Below are 17,342 nucleotides of genomic sequence, written 5' to 3' on the forward strand. Positions count from 1 at the left end.
CGGAGCTTGATGTCAGCTGATCTGGCTCTTCAGCTGGCTGATCACCTTGGTGACGGTGTTGGCGGGGATCGCGAAGCCGACGCCGATGCTGCCGCTGTCGGTCTGGCTCGCCGTCGCGATCGCGACGTTGATGCCGATCACGTGGCCGGAGGTGTCGACCAGGGCGCCGCCCGAGTTGCCCTCGTTGATCGCGGCGTCGGTCTGGAGCAGGCCGGAGAGCTTCTCGGTGCCGGTGTCGACGCTGCGGTTCAGGGCGGACACGATGCCGGAGGTGACCGTGTTCTCCAGGCCGAGCGGCGCGCCGAACGCGAGCACGGTGTCACCCACCACGACGCTGTCGCTGGTGCCGAAGGTGACCGGGGTTAGGCCGGAGAGCCCGCTCGCCTGCACGAGGGCGAGGTCGTTGGTGGTGTCGGTCGCCACGACCTTGGCCGGCACGGTCTGCCCGGTCGACAGGCGGACGCTGACCGTGCCGTCCTCGGCGATCACGTGGTTGTTGGTGAGGATCAGGCCGTCCGAGCTGATGACCACGCCCGAGCCGAGCGCCGAGGATTGGGCGCCGTCGACCATGACCGTGACGACGCTGGGCTGCACGGCCTTGACCACGGCGGCGAGGTCGTCCCCCTCGGTGACGGTCGCGGTGGCGGTGGTCGCCGTGGTGCTGCTCGTCGCCGCGGTCTGGTGGTCGGCGACATAGCGCTCGGCGAGCACGCCACCCGTGGTGCCTCCGGCGGCCACGAGCGCGAGCACCGCGGCCCCACCGGCGAAGCGACGCGGCCAGCGGCTGCCACCCGAGGATGGCGGGATCGCGTACGGGGGCGCCGGCGGCGGCGGGGGCATGGTGTTGTCGTCGCGGTCGCCGGGGTAGTTGTCATCGCTCTGGGCCGGGGGCCGGGTCATCAGATCGGTCATGGCGACGCCTCGCTTCGTTGGGCTGGTGAGTCAACAGTTGCCCGGGAACTTGTTCCCCAGCGGTGAGCCGTCTGTGGGTTGCCTGTACGCGGCGGATCACCCGTCCGGGTCGGTTCGCCACCCGTCGGTGGGCGCGCCGGGGCGGGCGGGGCCGGCGGGGCCGTACGGTCCTCGGATGCCTTTCGCCGGTTTTTCCCCGATCGCCGTGCCGTTGCTGGCCGGAGTCGCCGTGGTGCTCGCGACGACGGCCGGATGCGGGGCGGAGCCGGCACCGGAGAAGGCGGCCGTCCCGGTCGCGTCCACGGGCGCCGTGCTCACTGCCGGCAGCGGGGACTCCGGACTTGACCGGTTTGTGGAGGCGGTGCAGCGGCAACTGCCGGAGGTGGCCCTCGACCGAAGGGATGAGGAGGTCGAGGAGCTCGGGGAACAGGCCTGCGACTCGCTGGCGGCCGGCGAGAAGGACGCGGCCGTGGCCGGCGAGATCGGTGAGCAGGGAGTGGCGTCGGCCGATGCCCGGACGCTCGTGGCGCTGGCCCGGACTACCGCCTGCCCCGGTCGGCCGAAAGTCAGAGTTCGGCCATAGATACCAGAGACCTTGGTCCGATGTGCGGCACAGCCTTCGCGCGGAAGCTGGAGACACTTCCGCAGAAGGAGGCCGCAATGTCCGCACGAGGAATGCTCAGCGTCGTCGGCACCGCCGTCGGCGGCCTGATCGGATGGTCGGAACCGCCGCCGCCGGCCGACCCGGCGAGCGTCCGCGCCCTGCTCGCCGAGGTCGGCATCCCGCCCTCACCACTCGAGGACGGGGTGCGTGTCTTTCAGGAACGCGCCGGGCTCGAGCCGGACGGGGTCGCCGGGCCGCGCACGGTGCACCTGCTCGCCCGGTACGCCAAGGAGATTCGTGAGCTTCACCTGGGAATGGCGGCCTGACCGCCGGTGGATAGGGTGGCCGTTGTGACCGGCGAGCTCATCACCTACTACGACGACGCCACCGGGGAGCGCACCGGGCTCACCCCGGCCGAGGTCGGCGACTGGTCGGCGGCCACGGCCGAGCTGCTCACCGCCGAGTGCGGGCTGGGCGCGGGCGACCGGGTCGGCGTGCTCCTGCCGCCGCATTGGCAGACCGCCGCCATCCTGCTCGGCGCGTGGTCGGCGGGCCTCGAGGTGTCGTATCGCGGGTGGGCCACGGCCGGGCTGTCACCGGCCGGCGAGCCGCTCGACGCGACGTTCGTGGAGTCGCGGCGCATCGGCAGCTGGCTCGATGATGTTCCGTCGGCGCGGCACCAGTTCGCGGTCGGTCCCGCCGCGCCCGCGGGTTACCGCGACTACCTGACGGCGGTGCGTCCTCATCTCGGAGCGGCTCCCCCGGATCGGTCCGTCGACGCCCAGGGCTTGGCGGCGCCGGGCGGTGTCACCTTCGGCGAGTACGGCGACGTGGCGCTCGGCGTGGCCGCCTCGCAGGGCATCGGGCCCGGTGACCGGCTGCTGATCGACACGGCGTCGACCTCCGGAGAACCGCTGATGTGGCTGCTCGCGCCCTTGTCGGCCGGCGCGTCGATCGTGCTCTGCGCCAACCTGGATCCTGCCGGGCTCGACTCGCGGGCGGCGGCGGAGGGCGTGACCCGCGTCTTCGCGGCCTCCGTCAGGTGAGCCACCACATGTCGTAGGGATGGCGGCCGGGGCGGAAGCCGTGCGCCTCGACCATGGCCGTCGCCTCGGCGAACCCGTTGGCCAGATCGCCCGGAGAGTGCGCGTCGCTCCCGAAGCTGACCGTGGTGCCGCCCTCCTCCCGCCACCACCGCACGATCTCGGGGAACGGCCGCCGCCGCGTGTTGACCTCCAGCGTCCGGCCGGCGAGCGACCGCAGCGCGTGCCGGAACTCCTCCTCGAAGTCCCCCGGATCGAAGACCGGCCCGTCGTCCGGCCAGTAGCGCACCGCGTAGTCGAGGTGCGCGAGCACCTGGAACCGGTCGTCGCCGGCCACCAGCCGCGGGATCTCGGCGAGGTAGTCCCGGATCACGTCGTCCGGCGACTGCCGCGCGTACAGCCCGCCGACCTCGAAGAACCGATCCCCCACCGGCAGGCAGTGCAGCGACCCCAGAACCCGGTCGAACCGGTGGCCGCCGAGCAGCGCCGCCGCCTCCGCCGGATAGCGGTGGATCTCCCCGAACTCGACCCCGGTGACGATCCGCAGCCCGGGGAAGTGATCACGGCAGCGCTCGATGGCCGCCAGGTAGCCCTCGGCGTCGAAGACCGGCGGGACGAGGAGGTCGCCGGACGCCGCGAGGAACTGCTTCAGGTGGGGATGGTCGTCGAGCTCGCCCGCTCGGACCGCCCACGGCGTGATGTCGACGTGCTCCGTGAACGCCACGGCCGGCAGCCCCAGCTCCACCGCCCGGCGGCAGGTCTGCTCCATCGTCCCGAGCGGCGCGTCCCAGGACCACTCGCTGTGCACATGATTGTCGGCGGGATCAGTCGTCGTAGCTCACCTCCACCTTGGGGGTGGCCGGACGCGACTGGCAGGTCAGGACGAAGCCCGCCGCCAGCTCGGCCGGCTCGAGCGCGAAGTTCCGCCGCATGGTCACCTCGCCGTCGACGACCCGGGCCCGGCACGTGCCGCACACCCCGCCCTTGCAGGCGAACGGCAGGTCGGGCCGCGCCCGCTGCGCTCCCTCCAGCACCGTGTCGCCCTCCGCGACGGTCACCGTCGTGGCCCGGCCGTCAAGCACCACCGTGACCTCGCTACTCGGCCCCTCGATGCCGCGTTCCTCCCGGCGCGGCTCGGGCGGCAGCTCGTCCACCCAGAACAGTTCCCGGTGGATCCGCGATGCCGGCACCCCGTACGCCATCAGGACCTCGGTCGCGTCGGTGACCATCCCGAACGGACCGCACAACCACCAGTGGTCCACCGCGCCGACGTCGATCAGCATAGGCAGCAGGGCCCGCATCTTGGCCGCGTCGAGCCGCCCGCTGAGCAGCTCGACCTCGCGCGCCTCCCGCGACAGCAGGTGCACCAGCTCGAGCCGCGACGGATGGCTGTCCTTGAGGTCGGCCAGCTCCTCGGCGAACATCACCGTGTCGGCGCGCCGGTTGCCGTACAAGATGCTGACCTGGGATCCCGGCCGCCGCAGCAACGACGTCGCGATCGACAGCACCGGCGTGATCCCCGACCCCGCCGCGATCATCACGTGCCGGCCGCCGGCGTCGAGGTCGGGCGTGAACGCGCCGGTCGGCGGGGCCACCTCCACCGCGTCCCCCACCCGCAGGTCGCGCACGAGCCAGGACGACACCAGGCCACCGGGCACCTCGCGCACGCCGATGCGCGGACGCGCCCCGACCGGCGCACAGATCGAGTAGCTGCGCCGCTCGTCGGCCGGGTCGGCCGGCCGTCGCACGGTCAGCGACTGCCCGGCTCGGAAGTCGTAGAGCTCCGCGAGATCGCCGGGCACCTCGAAGGTGACGGCCACCGCGTCGTCGCACAGCCGCTCGATCCCGGCGACGCGCAGCGGATGGAAGTCGCGCACCACCACGTCAGATCTCCTTCATGTGCTCGAACGGCTCCCGGCAGGACGGACATCGCCGCAGTTCCCGGCACGCGGTCGCGCTGAACGCGGAGATCTGCTCGGTGCGCGCGTTCCCGCACTGCGGGCAGGCGACCGACTCCGTGCGCGGGGCGAGCACGAGCGGCACCGGTCCGGCCGATCGCCGGGGCGCCGCGCCGGGCGGCGCGATGCCGGCGGCGGCGAGTTTCGCCCGCCCGGTCTCGCTGATCCAGTCGGTGGTCCAGGCCGGCGACAATTGCGTCCGTACGTCGGCGCGCCCGAACCCGGCCTGCCACAGCGCCGCCACGATGTCGTCCCGGATCGTCTCCATCGCCGGACAGCCCGAGTACGTGGGCGTGATCGCCACGACGACACCGTCGGCGGTCTCCCGCACCTCGCGCACGATGCCGAGGTCGGCCAGGGTCACCATCGGCAGTTCCGGGTCGGTCACGGTGGCCACCACCTCGGCCGCGGTCACCACACACCCCCGGGCAGGGCGCGGGCGAGCTCCTGCATCTCCGCGAGGATCTCGGTCAGCTCGGGCCCGTGGATCCCGTCCCGCCCTCGCCCGGCACGACCGGCCATCTCGCCGCCGGAGACCTCACCACCGGCCGGCGCGCTGAGCGTGGCGGCGTCGAGCACCTGGGTGATCGCCTCGTCGAACTCGGGGCGCAGCGCCGCCGGGTCGACCGCGACGCCGGCCGCCGCGAGGCGGGACTCGACCTCGTGCGGCCGGAACAGCTCGCCGGCGGTCGGGAGGACCGCGTCGATCGCGGCCTGCATCCGCCGGTGGGAGAGGTCGGTGCCGTCGCCGAGCCGGACCACCCACTGGGCCGCGTACTCCCGGTGGTAGGTGACCTCCTTGACGCCCTTGGCGCCGATCGCGGCCAGCACCGGGTCGCGCGAGGCCACCAGCCGGTCGAGCAGCGGGAGCCGCCAGCAGGAGAAGACCAGCAGCCGGGCGAGGAGGTACGCGAAGTCGGCGTCCGCGCGCTCGGCCAGCCGCACGTTGCGGAAGCCGGCCGGGTCGCGCAGGTAGGCCAGGGCGTCCTCGTCGCGCCCGGCGCCCTCGGCCTCGCCGGCCCGGGTGAGCAGCAGGCGGGCCTGGCCGAGCAGGTCGAGTCCGATGTTGGCCAGGGCCAGTTCGTCCTCCAGCTCGGGCGCGCGGGTAACCCACTGCTGCAGCCGGTGCGACATGACCAGGACGTCGTCGCCGAGCATCAGGCAGTAGGCGGCGAGGTCGGCCCGGTCGACGTCGTCGGGGACGGCCGTCGGCACCCCGGCCATCGGGTCGGCGAAGCCGGTCCCGTACGCCCAGCGGGAATCGTCGTCGTGATCGGTGAGCGCGCCGTAGGCGTCGTCGTCGAAGGACATGGCGGCCTCAGATGTGCGGAACCGAGTCGGGAATGGAGTAGAACGTCGGGTGGCGGTAGACCTTGTCGCCGCTCGGCGCGAAGAAAGCGTCCTTGTCCTCCGGCCCCGAGGAGACCACGTCGTCGGAGCGCACCACCCAGATGCTGACCCCCTCGTTGCGGCGGGTGTACAGGTCGCGCGCGTGGTGCAGCGCCATCTCGGGGTCGGCCGCCCGCAGCGACCCGACGTGCACGTGGTTGAGGCCGCGCTTGGCCCGCACGAACACCTCGAACAGCGGCCACTCGTGCCGGATCTCCTCGGTCATGCCCGCGCCTCCGCCCTTTTCGCCGCGTGGGCCGCGGCGGCCTCGCGCACCCAGGCGCCCTCCTCGTCGGCCCGCCGCCGGTGGGCGATCCGCTCCGCGTTCAACGGCCCGCCCCCGGAGATGACCCGCTTGAACTCGTCCCAGTCGATCTCGCCGAAGTCGTGCTGCCCGCGCTCGGCGTTCCAGCGCAGCGCCGGGTCGGGCAGGGTGACGCCGAGCGCCTCGGCCTGCGGGACGGTCATGTCGACGAACCGCTGCCGCAGCTCGTCGTTGCTGTGCCGCTTGATCTTCCAGGCCATCGACTGCGCGCTGTTGGGAGAGTCGGCGTCGGGCGGCCCGAACATCATCAGCGACGGCCACCACCAGCGGTTCGTCGCGTCCTGCACCATCTCGCGCTGGGCCGGCGTACCGCTCATCATCGTCATCAGCAGCTCGTAGCCCTGCCGCTGATGGAACGACTCCTCCTTGCAGATGCGGATCATGGCTCGGGCGTACGGCCCGTACGAGCTGCGGCACAACGGCACCTGGTTGCAGATCGCCGCGCCGTCGACCAGCCACCCGATCACGCCCACGTCGGCGAAGGTCAGCGTCGGATAGTTGAAGATCGACGAGTACTTCTGCCGGCCCTCGATCAGCCGCCGGGTGAGGTCGCCCCGGTCGGCGCCGAGCGTCTCGGCCGCCGAGTAGAGGTAGAGCCCGTGCCCGGCCTCGTCCTGCACCTTGGCGAGCAGGATCGCCTTGCGCCGCAGCGACGGCGCCCGGGTGATCCACGCCCCCTCGGGCTGCATCCCGATGATCTCGGAGTGCGCGTGCTGCGCGATCTGCCGGATCATCGTCTTGCGATAGCCCTCCGGCATCCAGTCGCGCGGCTCGACCCGCTGGTCCTTCTCGATCGTCTCGGCGAAGACCCGCTCCCCGGCGCTCGCGGTCATGATGCCTCCCAGCTGAAGAAACCGTGCCCGGTCTTGCGGCCCAACTCGCCCCGCGCGACCTTGTCCCGCAGCAGCGCGGGCGGCGCGAACCGCTCGCCGAGCTCGCGGTGCAGGTGCTCGGCGATGGCCAGCCGCACGTCGAGCCCGACCAGATCGGTGGAGCGCAGCGGCCCCATCGGGTGGCGATAGCCCAGTTCCATGGCCCGGTCGATCGAGGCGGCGTCGGCCACGCCCTCCTCGAGCATCCGGATCGCCTCGAGGCCGAGCAGCACCCCGAGCCGGCTGGTGGCGAACCCGGGCGAGTCGCGCACCACCACCTCGGTCTTACCCAGCCCGGCCACCCAGGAACGCGCCGCGTCGCGGGCGTCGTCGCCGGTCACCGGCCCGACCACGACCTCGACGAGGCTGCTGGCCGGCACCGGGTTGAAGAAGTGCAGCCCGAGGAACCGCCCGGGCCGGCGCAGCCCGTCGGCGATCCCGGCGATCGACAGCGAGCTGGTGTTGCTGGCCAGCACGGTGTGATCGCCGACCGCGTCCTCGGCCGCGGCCAGCACCTGGATCTTGAGGCCGGCCTCCTCCGGCACCGCCTCGACCACGAGATCGGTGTCGTACGGCAGCGCGGCCACGTCGTCGACCAGCAGCAGCCGCTCGAGCACCGCGTCGGCCGACTCGGTCAGCCGGCCCTTCTCCGAGGCGCGCAGCAGGCCCATCGCCACCCGGTCGCGGGAGGCGACGGCGGCCGCCGGGTCCCGCTCGGCCAGGCAGACGATCGCCCCGGCCACGGCGAACACCTGGGCGATGCCGGCGCCCATCCGGCCACCACCGATGACGCCGACCGTCTTCGGCACCGCCGGCCTCGGCGCCGCCGGCGAAACCGGGCCGGTCATGACCGGCCTCCGGCGAGGAACGCGTCCATCCGGTCCCGCTTGTCGGCGGACTCGAAGAGGATCGCCTGGGCCAGGTCGTCGGCGATCGGGTGGCCACCCGGCGCATCGGCCACCAGCTTGGTCAGCCGCAGCGCGAGCGCTCCCGACCGGGCCATCCGGTCGAGCAGGGCGTGCGCCCGCTTGAGGAGCTCACCGGCCGGCGCGACCTCGGCGACCAGGCCGAACCGCAGGGCGTCCTCGGCGTCGAGCCGCTTGCCCGCGAGCAGCACCTGCTTGGCGACCGAGGCGCCGACCAGTTCCCGCAACCGCCAGCAGGCCCCGGCCGCGGCCAGGATGCCCAGGCCGGGCTCGGGGTTGCCGAAGACCGCCGACGGCGACGCGAGGCGCACGTCGCACGCGTACGCGAGCTCGGCCCCACCGCCGAGCGCGTACCCGTCGACGGCCGCGACCGTCGGCATCGGCAGCCGGGCGATCCGGTCGAACACCCGGCTGTTGATGCCCCGCAGCGCCTGGTCGCGCCCGCGCTCGCGCAGTTCGCCGATGTCGGCCCCGGCCGCGAACGTGCCACCGTCGCCGGTGAGCAGCAGCAGCCGGGGACGCTCCTCCAGCGCGGCGCAGACGTCGTGCAGCTCGCCCACCATCGCCGCGTTCATCGCGTTGCGCGCCGAGGGCCGCGACAGGGTCACCACGACCCGGTCGTCGAGCTCCTCGATCCGCAGCGTCGTCGTGCTCACGGCCCCTCGACCCCCGCGGCCGGCACGTGGTGGCGGGACTGGAGGGTGAAGAAGCGGCCGGTCACGAAGTAGTCGTCGGTGAGCGACGCGGTGGCGGCCGGGTTGGCGCCGGTGCCGTGCAGGTCGCTGAAGGCGGCGGTCTGGTTGACGAAGACGCCGCCGGTCAGGTTTTCCGACAGGTGCACGCCGGCGTCGAGGGCCGCCTCGCGGGCCGCGTCGAGCACGTCGGGCGAGGACGAGTGGACCAGGGCGGTCAGCGCGCCGTGCGCGCGTACGGTCTCGACGAAGAGCGCGAGGCTCGCCGGGGTGGAGTCGGTCGCGATGAGGAACGACACCGGGCCGAACCACTCGCGGGTGTAGACCTTGTCGTCGGCGGCGTCGAGCCGGACCACCACGGGGGTACGGATAGTCGCGTTCGCGAACTGCTCGTCGGCGACCTCGGCCGACGGGTGGACGACCGACGGGAGCGTGCCCGCCTCGGCGAGCCGGCCGAGCACACCGTCGTTGACGATCGCGCCGAGCGTGCCGGCCGCCCGCTTGGGGTCGCCGAGCAGCTTGCCGAGCGAGGCGGCCAGGTCGGCGCCGAACTCGTCGAGGCTCTTGTGGCCGGCGTCGGTCTCGATGCCGTCGCGGGGGACCAGGATGTTCTGCGGGGTGGTGCACATCTGGCCGCTGTACAGCGAGAGCGAGAAGGACAGGTTGCGCAGCAGGCCCTTGTAGTCATCGGTCGAGTCGACGATCACCGTGTTGAGGCCGGCCTTTTCCGTGTAGACGACGGCCTGCCGGGCGTTGGCCTCGAGCCAGTTGCCGAAGTCGCTGGAGCCGGTGAAGTCGACGATGCGCACGTCGGGGTGGGTGGCGAGGGTGGCCGCGATGCCGTCGCCCGGCTCCTCGACGGCGAGCGTGACCAGGTCGGGGCTCTGGCCGGCCTCGGCCAGCACCTCGCGGCAGATCTGCACGGTGATGGCGAGCGGCAGGACCGCGCCCGGGTGCGGCTTGATGATCACGGCGTTGCCGGTGACCAGGCTCGCGAACAGGCCGGGATAGCTGTTCCAGGTGGGGAACGTGGTGCAGCCGATCACCACGGCGACGCCGCGGCCGACGACGGTCGTCATCTTCTCGAGGCGCAGCGGGTCGCCGCCGCGCTGCGGCTTGGCCCAGGCGGCATCGGCCGGCAGGCGGGTGGAGGCGGCCAGCGCGTACGCCACGGCCTCGAGCGCGCGGTCCTGCGCGTGCGTGCCGCCGGCCTGGAACGCCATCACGAACGCCTGGCCGGTGGTGTGCTGGACGGCGTGGGCGAGCTCGAAGCTGCGCGCGTTGATCCTCTTGATGATCTCGGCGGCGACGCCGGCGCGGCCGAGCGGGCCCACGGCGCGCCAGGCGGGGGTGGCGGCCCGGGCGGCCGCGATCAGGGCGAGCGGGTCGGCCTTGGGGTAGCTCACGCCGAGCTCGATGCCGAACGGCGAGCGCTCGGTGGCGACGGTGCCGGCCGCGCCGGGCACCTCGATCGGGAAGGTCTTGCCGAGGAGGGCGGTGAACGCGCGCTCGCCCGCGGGCGCGGCGTCCTCACCGTAGACGGACTTGCTCGGCGACTCCGGGAAGGCGGACCAGTAGTCGCGCTCGCGGGTGGCCCGGACGGCCCGGTCGAGCAGCTCGCGATGCGTCTCGTACAACTCGGTGGGGGTTGTCATCTGCGCTCCATTGCGGTTGGCTGTCCCTATTCTCTACCGAACGATCGGTTGGTATTCAAGTCCCGCGCGAGTCCCGGGGGTGAAGGTGGCACGAACGGCGGCCCACGACATGTTCGACCGTGACACCGCGTCCAAGGCGCTGGGCATCGAGCTGCTCGACGCCGGGGACGGCCAGGCCACGGTGCGGATGACGGTCACCGGCGACATGGTCAACGGGCACGCGATGACCCACGGCGGCTACGTCTTCATCCTCGCCGACACGGCGTTCGCCTGCGCCTGCAACAGCCGCGGTCCGGTGACCGTCGCCGCCGGGGCCGACATCAGCTTCCTGCGCACCACCTCGACCGGCGACGTGCTCACCGCGTACGCCCAGGAAAGGGTGACCAAGGGTCGCAGCGGGATCTATGACGTCACGGTGATGTGCGAGGGTGACGTGGTCGCCGAGTTCCGCGGGCGCAGCCGCACGATCGGCCCGGCATGACCGCGCCGCGACGCCGCGGACGCCCCGGCCACGATCAGGACGCCGTGCTGACCGCCGCCGTCCGCCTGTTCAACGAGCGCGGCTACGACGCCACCAGCATGTACGACATCGCCGTGTCGCTGGGCATCACCAAGTCGAGCGTCTACCACCACATCAGCGGCAAGGAGCAGTTGCTGCAGATGGCGATGGACCAGGCCCTCGACGGGCTCTTCGAGGCGGCCGACGAGGTGCGCGATCTCGAGCTGCCCGCGCTCGACCGTCTCGAGCGACTGATCCAGCTCTGCGTGATCGTGCTCGCCGAGCGGTTCGAGTTCGTGACCGTGCTGCTCCGGGTCCGCGGCAACACCGAGGTCGAGCAGCACGCGCTCGCCCGCCGCCGCGAGTTCGACGCGATCGTCACCGACCTGGTGAAACAGGCCCAGGCCGAGGGTGGCGTCCGGCCGGACGTCGATCCGGCGACCGCGGCCCGCCTGCTGCTCGGCATGGTCAACTCACTGACCGAGTGGTACAAACCCCGGCATGGCGGTGCCGAGGCGATGGCCGGCGCTGTCACCACGATCGCCTTCGAGGGACTGCGCCTATAGGAGGTTGAAGTGCAGGACCGCTCCCCCAACCCCGCGGATCTCGACCCCATCGAGCGAGCCTCCGTCGACGAGCTGCGCGAGCTTCAGCTCACCCGCCTGCGATGGTCGCTTCAGCACGCGTACGAGAACGTGCCGCACTACCGCAAGGCGTTCGACGAGCGACAGGTGCACCCGTCCGACCTGCGCGAGCTCGCCGACCTGGCGCGTTTCCCGTTCACCGACAAGGCGGCGCTGCGGGCGAACTACCCGTTCGGCATGTTCGCCGTGCCGCGCGAGCAGATCTCCCGGGTGCACGCCTCCTCCGGCACGACCGGCCGGCCCACCGTCGTCGGGTACACGAAGGACGACCTGCGCACCTGGGCCAAGCTGATGGCGCGTTCCATCCGCGCGTCGGGTGGCCGGCCCGGCGATCGCGTGCACGTCGCGTACGGATATGGCCTGTTCACCGGTGGTCTGGGCGCGCACTACGGCGCCGAGGAGCTGGGCTGCACGGTCATCCCGGTCTCCGGCGGCATGACCGAACGCCAGGTCCGCCTGATCACCGACTTCGAGCCCGAGATCATCATGGTCACGCCGAGCTACATGCTGGCCATCGTCGACGAGATGGAGCGGCAGGGCGTCGATCCGCGCGGCACGTCGCTGCAGATCGGCATCTTCGGCGCCGAGCCCTGGACGCAGGACCTGCGCCGCGAGGTCGAGGAGCGGCTCGACATGCACGCGCTCGACATCTACGGCCTCTCCGAGGTCATGGGTCCCGGTGTCGCCAACGAGTGCGTCGAGACCAAGGACGGCCCGCACATCTGGGAGGACCACTTCTATCCCGAGATCATCGACCCGCTGACCGGCGAGGTGCTGCCCGACGGCGAGTCCGGCGAGCTGGTCCTCACGTCGCTGACCAAGCAGGCCATGCCCGTGATCCGTTACCGCACGCGCGATCTCACCCGGCTGCTGCCCGGCACCGCCCGCCCGATGCGCCGCATGGAAAAGATCACCGGCCGCACCGACGACATGATCATCCTGCGCGGCGTGAACCTCTTTCCCACCCAGATCGAGGAGCTCATTCTCCGTACGCCTGCGCTCGCGCCGCATTTCCAGTGCGTGCTGACCCGGGACGGCCGTCTCGACGCGCTCACGGTGAAGGTCGAACGCCGGGCCGACGCCAACCCCGCGGTGGCCACGCAGGCGGGCCACGATCTGGTCACCGCGATCAAGAACAACATCGGGGTTTCCGTACGCGTCGACGTGATCGAACCGGACGGAGTGGAGCGATCCATGGGCAAGATGCGGCGCATAGTCGACCTTCGAGGGGGTGCGGAAAGGGGCTAACCTGGGCGCCGATGCGCAACCGGATGATCGCCTGCAGTGCCATCGTGCTCTCGCTGGCGGCGTGCAGCTCCTCGCCGCCTGCGGCCGCCCCGTCGGTGACCTCGGCCCGGCCTTCGCCCTCTTTGCCCCCGTCTTCGTCGCCGTCCTTCTCGGCGCGGCCGTCGCCCTCGCCTTCCGCCGACTGTGTGACCCGCACCCTCGGAAAGCTCACGCTCGCCGAGCGGGCCGGTCAGGTGCTCATGGTCGGCACCTCGGTGGACGCGCCGAGCGGCCTGGGCGACACCGTGCGGCGGTACCACCTGGGCGGGGTCTTCCTGCACGGGCGCAGCACGAACAGCGCGGCCGAGCTGCGCGGGGACATCGCGGCGCTGCAGAAACAGTCGGCGCTGCCGCTGCTGATCTCGCTCGACCAGGAGGGCGGGAACGTGCAGACGCTGAAGGGCGCCGACTTCCCGCGCATCCCGACGGCGCAGGCGCTCGGCGCCGGGCCGGTGACCACGGTGCGGGACACGAACCGGGACAGCGCCCGCCGGCTCGCCGGGATCGGGGTGACGATCAATCTCGCGCCGGTGGCCGACACCGTGCCGGCGTCGGTCGGCGAGGACAACCCGCCCATCGGGTACTGGCACCGGCAGTTCGGCTCCGACCCGGTGCGGGTGGCGGCGGACATCCGCGCGATCGTGCCCGCCAGCCAGGGAGCCGGGGTGCTGACCACGCTCAAGCACTTCCCGGGGCTCGGACGGGTGCGCGCGAACACGGACACCTCGACCAAGGCGGTCGACACGACGACGACCGCAAACGATCCCTACCTCGAGCCGTTCCGGGCCGGCATCCAGGCCGGGTCGGCGGCCGTGATGATCTCGTCGGCCGGCTATCCGCGCCTCGACTCCTCCGCGATCGCCGCCTTCTCCGGGCCGATCATCACGGGGCTGTTGCGCGAGCGGCTCGGTTTCCGCGGCCTGGTCATGTCGGACGACCTGGGCGCGGCGGTCGCGGTGAGCGGCGTGCCGGTCGGCCAGCGGGCCGTGCGGTTCGTGGCGGCCGGGGGCGACCAGGTGCTCACCATCCGCCCGCCGGACGCGGCGCCGATGGCGGCCGCGCTGATCGACCGGGCCGGGCAGGACCCCGCCTTCCGCGCCCGGCTGACCGACGCCGCCCGGCACGTGCTGCAGGCCAAGGCGCGCGCGGGGCTGCTCACCTGCTGACCCCTCAGCTCCCGCGGCCCTCAGCCGGCCGGCCTGGGTTTGCCCGTGCTGCCGCGCACCACCAGGTGCGGGACCAGGACCGTCTCCAGCCGGCGGGTGCGGCCACCGTCGAGGCGCGACACGGCGGCCTGGACCGCGTTGCGCGCCTGGGCCGGGGCGTCCTGATTGATCGAGGTCAGGTCGATGTGGGCGAGGCGGGCCAGGGTGCTGTCGTCGTACCCCACCACGGAGACCTGGCCGGGAACGTCGACGCCGGCCCGGACGAACGCGTCCATCACGCCGACCGCGAGCCGGTCGTTGGAGGCCACCACCGCCGTGGGGAGCACGTGCTCGGCGACGATGCGGCGCCCGGCGCGCACGCCACCCTCCTCGGTGTGATCGCCCGGCAGGACCTCGGCGACCAGCCCGGCCCGCCGCATCGCCCGGCGGTAGCCACGGCGCCGCGTCGCCGCCACGGCGCCACGGCCGCCGTCCACGAACGTGATCCGGCTGTGTCCGAGATCGATCAGGTGATGGAGGGCGGCGTCGACGCCGACGTCCTCCGCGGGGCGCACTACGTCCACGTCGGCGCCGGCGACCGGGCGGCCGACCACGACGCAGGGGACCTGGGCGGCCAGCTCGTCGAGCGCGGGGTCGGACGCGTCGGGGCCGAGCAGGATCAGCGCCTCGCAGCGGAAGTCGAGCAGGGTCTCGAGGGCGCGCGCCTCGTCGCGGTCGCGGGTGAGCGTGGACAGCACCACCTCGTAGCCCGCCCGGCCGGCCTCGATCTGCACCTCCTCGACCAGCTCGGCGTGGAACGGGTTGCGCACGTCGAGCAGCACGCCCAGCAGGTGCCGGCGGCGGCGGGCGAGCAGGCTGGCCGTGCGGTCGGCGCGATAGGACAGATCGGCGGCGGCCGCGAGCACCCGCTCGCGGGTCTCGGCGCTCGGGCCCGGCGCCCCGCGGAGAACGAGGGACACCGATGCGGTCGAGACGCCGGCGCGGGCGGCGACGTCGGCGAGGCGCGGACGCTGATCCACTGATTCACTCCCCGTGCAGGCCTTGACACACATCGAGATCGACTCAGATAGTACAGGGACTTAAAGCGCTTTAAAAGATCGCCCCTCTGGAGGTTCACCCCATGTCCCAGCCATCCATCGGCGTGGCGGTGATCGGGGCCGGCATGGTCGGCCGCGCCCACGCCAACGCCTATCGCAACGCCGCCACCGTCTTCGGTCTCGGCCTGCCCGCTCCCCGCCTGGTCGCCGTCGCCGACCTGCACGAGCCGTTCGCCGCCGACGCCGCCGCGCGGTACGGTTTCGCCCGCGCCGAGACCGACTGGCGCGCCATCGTCGACTCCCCCGAGGTCGACGCCGTCAGCATCGCCGTCGCCAACGGTCTGCACCGCGAGATCACCGAGGCCGCCCTGGCCGCCGGCAAGCACGTGCTCTGCGAAAAGCCGCTCGCTCCCTCCGTCGCCGACGCCCAGGCCATGGTCGAGGCGGCTGCCGCCGCTCCCGGCCAGGTCGACGCCGTCGGCTTCACCTTCCGCCGCTCCCCCGCGATCAATGCGATCAAGCAGCAGGTCGAGGGCGCCCTCGGCCCCGTGCGCCACTTCGTCGGCAACTACTGGTGCGACTACGGCTACGATCCCGGCCGCCCGATGAGCTGGCGATACCTGGGCGGTCCCGGCAGCGGCGTGCTCGCCGACATCGGCAGCCACCTGGTCGACCTCGCCGAGTTCTTCTGCGGCGCCACCGTCGGCGTCCAGGGCACCACGATGGCCACCCTGGTGACCGACCGCCCGCGCCCCCTCGGCGTCGCGATGGGCCACGCCGGCGATGTCCAGGTGAGCGACGAGCGCGTCCCCGTGGAAAACGAGGACGTCTGCACCTTCACGACGAGCTACGCGAGCGGTGCGGTCGGCACCTTCTCGCTGTCCCGGGTCGCCTTCGGCCACGCCAACACGCTGCGCATCGACCTGTTCTGCGAGAACGGCACGGCCTCGTTCGACCTGACCCGTCCCGCCGAGTTCACCATCGCCGACGCCGGCCCGGCCACCGCGGTGAACGGGGTGCGCACGGTCTTCATCGGCCCCTGGCATCCGTACGTCGCCCGGGGCCTGCCCATGGATTTCCCCACCGTCGGCCACGGGCAGAACGACTTCTTCGTCTACCAGGCCCGCGCCTTCCTCGACCAGATCGCCGGCGTCACCACCCTGCCGCCGTGCCCCGACATGGCACACGGCCTGCACAACCTGCGCGTCCTCGAGGCGGTCGTGTCCGCCACCGACAAGCCCGTCCAGCTCTGAGGAGTCCCCCATGAAACTCGGCGCGTACACCGCCTGCCTGCACGACCGTCCCCTCGACGAGACCCTCAAGATCCTCGGTGAACTGGGCCTGACCAGCGCCGAGATCAACACCGGCGGCTTCATCGGCTCGCCGCACATCCCGATCGACGACCTGCTGTCCAGCCGCGCCGCCCGCGAGGAATACTTGGGCCGCTTCGCCCAGGCCGGCATCACGCTCACCGGTCTCAACGTCAACGGCAACCCGCTCAACCCCGACCCGCTGGTCGGCCCCCGCCACGCGGCCGACCTGCGCCGCACGATCGAGCTCGCCGCGCTGCTCGGCGTCAAGCGGGTGGTCACCATGTCCGGCCTGCCGGGCGGCCACCCCGGCGCCGCCACCGCCAACTGGATGGTCAACCCGTGGGACAGCCAGTGGCTGGACGTCCTCGACCACCAGTGGAACGAGGTCGCGATCCCGTTCTGGACCGACATCCAGGCCCGCGCCGCCGACGCCGACGTGAAGGTCTGCATCGAGATGCACCCGCACAACCTGGTCTTCAACCCGCCCACCCTGCAGCGCCTGGTCGAGCAGACCCACGCCACCCACGTCGGCGCCGAGATGGACCCGAGCCACCTCTTCTGGCAGGGCATCGACCCGGTGGCCGCCGTCGAACACCTGGGCGACCTCGTCTTCCACGCCGCCGCCAAAGACACCCGCATCAACGCGGAGAACGTGCGCCTCTTCGGCGTCCTGGACGACCGCTTCACCCGCACCCCGGCCGACCGCAACCCGCTCAACCTAGGCGGCCGCAACACGCTCAACCAATGGCCGCAGCACCCGTCCTGGCAGTTCGTCGCCGTCGGCCGCGGCCACGGCGACGAGTTCTGGGTGCCCTTCCTACGCGCACTGCACGCGATCGACCCCGACATGGCAGTGAACATCGAGCACGAAGACACCGAGCTAGACCAGATCGAAGGCCTCCGCCGGGCAGCCGACAGCCTCCTCGCAGCCGCCCGATCAGCCGGCGTCTCCTGACCGTTCCGCCCCGAGCCCCGACCCAGCGCGTCCCGGCGCGGCGCGACCCAGCGCGACCCAGCGCG

20 protein-coding genes are annotated in these 17,342 nt (G+C 72.4%); 9 read left to right on the forward strand and 11 right to left on the reverse strand.

From position 1 onward, the window contains the following. Window positions 1-12 precede the first annotated feature (12 nt). The gene (locus A3CQ_RS0149675) at window positions 13-912 is read right to left on the reverse strand and encodes a S1C family serine protease (RefSeq protein ID WP_020518463.1); all 900 of its coding nucleotides are present in this window, start codon (window positions 910-912) and stop codon (window positions 13-15) included. Between the two features lie 175 nt (window positions 913-1,087). Here A3CQ_RS0149675 and A3CQ_RS56800 point away from each other — a divergent pair, with 175 nt between their 5' ends. The 3 genes from A3CQ_RS56800 (at window position 1,088) to A3CQ_RS0149690 (ending at window position 2,562) form a co-directional block, all read left to right on the forward strand. Beyond that, complete coding sequence (locus A3CQ_RS56800; RefSeq protein ID WP_026207085.1) at window positions 1,088-1,495, forward strand: DUF732 domain-containing protein; 408 nt, start codon at window positions 1,088-1,090, stop codon at window positions 1,493-1,495. Between the two features lie 77 nt (window positions 1,496-1,572). Then, a complete protein-coding gene (locus A3CQ_RS0149685) occupies window positions 1,573-1,842 on the forward strand; it encodes a peptidoglycan-binding protein (RefSeq protein ID WP_026207086.1) in 270 nt (89 codons plus the stop codon). A 24-nt stretch (window positions 1,843-1,866) separates the two neighbouring features. Next, entirely contained in the window at window positions 1,867-2,562 is a 696-nt protein-coding gene (locus A3CQ_RS0149690; RefSeq protein ID WP_020518466.1) for a TIGR03089 family protein, read from the forward strand. Here A3CQ_RS0149690 and A3CQ_RS0149695 read toward each other — a convergent pair. Genes A3CQ_RS0149695 through paaN form a run of 9 tightly spaced genes read right to left on the reverse strand, consistent with a single transcriptional unit; the run spans window position 2,555 to window position 10,376 of the window. Further along, complete coding sequence (locus tag A3CQ_RS0149695; RefSeq protein ID WP_020518467.1) at window positions 2,555-3,367, reverse strand: PHP domain-containing protein; 813 nt, start codon at window positions 3,365-3,367, stop codon at window positions 2,555-2,557. The two genes, A3CQ_RS0149690 and A3CQ_RS0149695, sit on opposite strands and share 8 nt — an antisense overlap. Window positions 3,368-3,383: 16 nt before the next feature. Then, window positions 3,384-4,442, reverse strand: a complete 1,059-nt coding sequence (paaE, locus tag A3CQ_RS0149700; protein WP_020518468.1) for a 1,2-phenylacetyl-CoA epoxidase subunit PaaE — start codon at window positions 4,440-4,442, stop codon at window positions 3,384-3,386. 1 nt (window position 4,443) lies between these two features. After that, window positions 4,444-4,935, reverse strand: coding sequence for a 1,2-phenylacetyl-CoA epoxidase subunit PaaD (gene paaD / locus A3CQ_RS0149705; protein WP_020518469.1), 492 nt, complete (start codon window positions 4,933-4,935; stop codon window positions 4,444-4,446). Next, entirely contained in the window at window positions 4,929-5,828 is a 900-nt protein-coding gene (gene paaC, locus A3CQ_RS0149710; RefSeq protein WP_020518470.1) for a 1,2-phenylacetyl-CoA epoxidase subunit PaaC, read from the reverse strand. The genes paaD and paaC overlap by 7 nt, the downstream gene beginning before the upstream one ends. Before the next feature lie 7 nt (window positions 5,829-5,835). Then, window positions 5,836-6,132 carry a 1,2-phenylacetyl-CoA epoxidase subunit PaaB gene (paaB, locus tag A3CQ_RS0149715; protein ID WP_020518471.1) on the reverse strand — a complete coding sequence of 99 codons (297 nt, stop codon included), beginning with the start codon at window positions 6,130-6,132 and terminating at the stop codon, window positions 5,836-5,838. After that, on the reverse strand, window positions 6,129-7,064 hold the full coding sequence (gene paaA, locus A3CQ_RS0149720) for a 1,2-phenylacetyl-CoA epoxidase subunit PaaA (protein ID WP_020518472.1): 936 nt from the start codon (window positions 7,062-7,064) through the stop codon (window positions 6,129-6,131). The genes paaB and paaA overlap by 4 nt, the downstream gene beginning before the upstream one ends. Beyond that, window positions 7,061-7,951: a 3-hydroxyacyl-CoA dehydrogenase family protein gene (locus tag A3CQ_RS0149725; protein WP_020518473.1), complete on the reverse strand. Its 891-nt coding sequence runs from the start codon at window positions 7,949-7,951 to the stop codon at window positions 7,061-7,063. Before A3CQ_RS0149725 ends, paaA begins: the two co-directional genes overlap by 4 nt. After that, a complete protein-coding gene (locus A3CQ_RS0149730; RefSeq protein WP_020518474.1) occupies window positions 7,948-8,685 on the reverse strand; it encodes an enoyl-CoA hydratase/isomerase family protein in 738 nt (245 codons plus the stop codon). Before A3CQ_RS0149730 ends, A3CQ_RS0149725 begins: the two co-directional genes overlap by 4 nt. Further along, entirely contained in the window at window positions 8,682-10,376 is a 1,695-nt protein-coding gene (paaN, locus tag A3CQ_RS0149735; protein ID WP_026207090.1) for a phenylacetic acid degradation protein PaaN, read from the reverse strand. The genes A3CQ_RS0149730 and paaN overlap by 4 nt, the downstream gene beginning before the upstream one ends. 109 nt (window positions 10,377-10,485) lie before the next feature. On the opposite strand from paaN, the gene paaI reads away from it, so the two are divergent. From paaI to A3CQ_RS0149755, 4 genes are read left to right on the forward strand one after another with little or no spacing between them, the layout of a single operon-like run. Further along, a complete protein-coding gene (gene paaI, locus A3CQ_RS0149740; RefSeq protein ID WP_020518476.1) occupies window positions 10,486-10,857 on the forward strand; it encodes a hydroxyphenylacetyl-CoA thioesterase PaaI in 372 nt (123 codons plus the stop codon). Then, window positions 10,854-11,441 (forward strand): TetR/AcrR family transcriptional regulator, encoded by a 588-nt coding sequence (locus A3CQ_RS0149745; RefSeq protein ID WP_020518477.1) that lies wholly within the window; start codon window positions 10,854-10,856, stop codon window positions 11,439-11,441. Before paaI ends, A3CQ_RS0149745 begins: the two co-directional genes overlap by 4 nt. Window positions 11,442-11,450: 9 nt before the next feature. Further along, complete coding sequence (paaK, locus tag A3CQ_RS0149750; RefSeq protein WP_020518478.1) at window positions 11,451-12,767, forward strand: phenylacetate--CoA ligase PaaK; 1,317 nt, start codon at window positions 11,451-11,453, stop codon at window positions 12,765-12,767. An 11-nt stretch (window positions 12,768-12,778) separates the two neighbouring features. Next, a complete protein-coding gene (locus A3CQ_RS0149755) occupies window positions 12,779-13,972 on the forward strand; it encodes a glycoside hydrolase family 3 N-terminal domain-containing protein (RefSeq protein ID WP_063713694.1) in 1,194 nt (397 codons plus the stop codon). A 20-nt stretch (window positions 13,973-13,992) separates the two neighbouring features. Here the strand turns inward: A3CQ_RS0149755 and A3CQ_RS0149760 are convergent, their stop codons facing one another. Continuing rightward, window positions 13,993-14,991 (reverse strand): LacI family DNA-binding transcriptional regulator, encoded by a 999-nt coding sequence (locus tag A3CQ_RS0149760; RefSeq protein ID WP_020518480.1) that lies wholly within the window; start codon window positions 14,989-14,991, stop codon window positions 13,993-13,995. A gap of 101 nt (window positions 14,992-15,092) precedes the next feature. On the opposite strand from A3CQ_RS0149760, the gene A3CQ_RS0149765 reads away from it, so the two are divergent. Together A3CQ_RS0149765 and A3CQ_RS0149770 are read left to right on the forward strand one after the other, a co-directional pair. Next, window positions 15,093-16,262, forward strand: coding sequence for a Gfo/Idh/MocA family protein (locus tag A3CQ_RS0149765; protein ID WP_020518481.1), 1,170 nt, complete (start codon window positions 15,093-15,095; stop codon window positions 16,260-16,262). A gap of 10 nt (window positions 16,263-16,272) precedes the next feature. Next, window positions 16,273-17,277 (forward strand): sugar phosphate isomerase/epimerase family protein, encoded by a 1,005-nt coding sequence (locus A3CQ_RS0149770; protein ID WP_020518482.1) that lies wholly within the window; start codon window positions 16,273-16,275, stop codon window positions 17,275-17,277. The last annotated feature ends 65 nt before the right edge of the window (window positions 17,278-17,342 follow it).

The sequence above is a fragment of the Paractinoplanes globisporus DSM 43857 genome (assembly GCF_000379645.1).
Taxonomy (GTDB): domain Bacteria; phylum Actinomycetota; class Actinomycetes; order Mycobacteriales; family Micromonosporaceae; genus Actinoplanes; species Actinoplanes globisporus.

Coding starts and splice junctions, on each gene's coding strand:
- A3CQ_RS0149755 (WP_063713694.1), top strand. CDS start 12,779: ATGCGCAACCGGATGATCGCCTGCAGTGCCATCGTGCTCTCGCTGGCG.
- A3CQ_RS0149765 (WP_020518481.1), top strand. CDS start 15,093: ATGTCCCAGCCATCCATCGGCGTGGCGGTGATCGGGGCCGGCATGGTC.
- A3CQ_RS0149745 (WP_020518477.1), top strand. CDS start 10,854: ATGACCGCGCCGCGACGCCGCGGACGCCCCGGCCACGATCAGGACGCC.
- A3CQ_RS56800 (WP_026207085.1), top strand. CDS start 1,088: ATGCCTTTCGCCGGTTTTTCCCCGATCGCCGTGCCGTTGCTGGCCGGA.
- A3CQ_RS0149770 (WP_020518482.1), top strand. CDS start 16,273: ATGAAACTCGGCGCGTACACCGCCTGCCTGCACGACCGTCCCCTCGAC.
- paaB (WP_020518471.1), bottom strand. CDS start 6,132: ATGACCGAGGAGATCCGGCACGAGTGGCCGCTGTTCGAGGTGTTCGTG.
- A3CQ_RS0149725 (WP_020518473.1), bottom strand. CDS start 7,951: ATGACCGGCCCGGTTTCGCCGGCGGCGCCGAGGCCGGCGGTGCCGAAG.
- A3CQ_RS0149675 (WP_020518463.1), bottom strand. CDS start 912: ATGACCGATCTGATGACCCGGCCCCCGGCCCAGAGCGATGACAACTAC.
- paaC (WP_020518470.1), bottom strand. CDS start 5,828: ATGTCCTTCGACGACGACGCCTACGGCGCGCTCACCGATCACGACGAC.
- paaN (WP_026207090.1), bottom strand. CDS start 10,376: ATGACAACCCCCACCGAGTTGTACGAGACGCATCGCGAGCTGCTCGAC.
- paaI (WP_020518476.1), top strand. CDS start 10,486: ATGTTCGACCGTGACACCGCGTCCAAGGCGCTGGGCATCGAGCTGCTC.
- paaA (WP_020518472.1), bottom strand. CDS start 7,064: ATGACCGCGAGCGCCGGGGAGCGGGTCTTCGCCGAGACGATCGAGAAG.
- A3CQ_RS0149685 (WP_026207086.1), top strand. CDS start 1,573: ATGTCCGCACGAGGAATGCTCAGCGTCGTCGGCACCGCCGTCGGCGGC.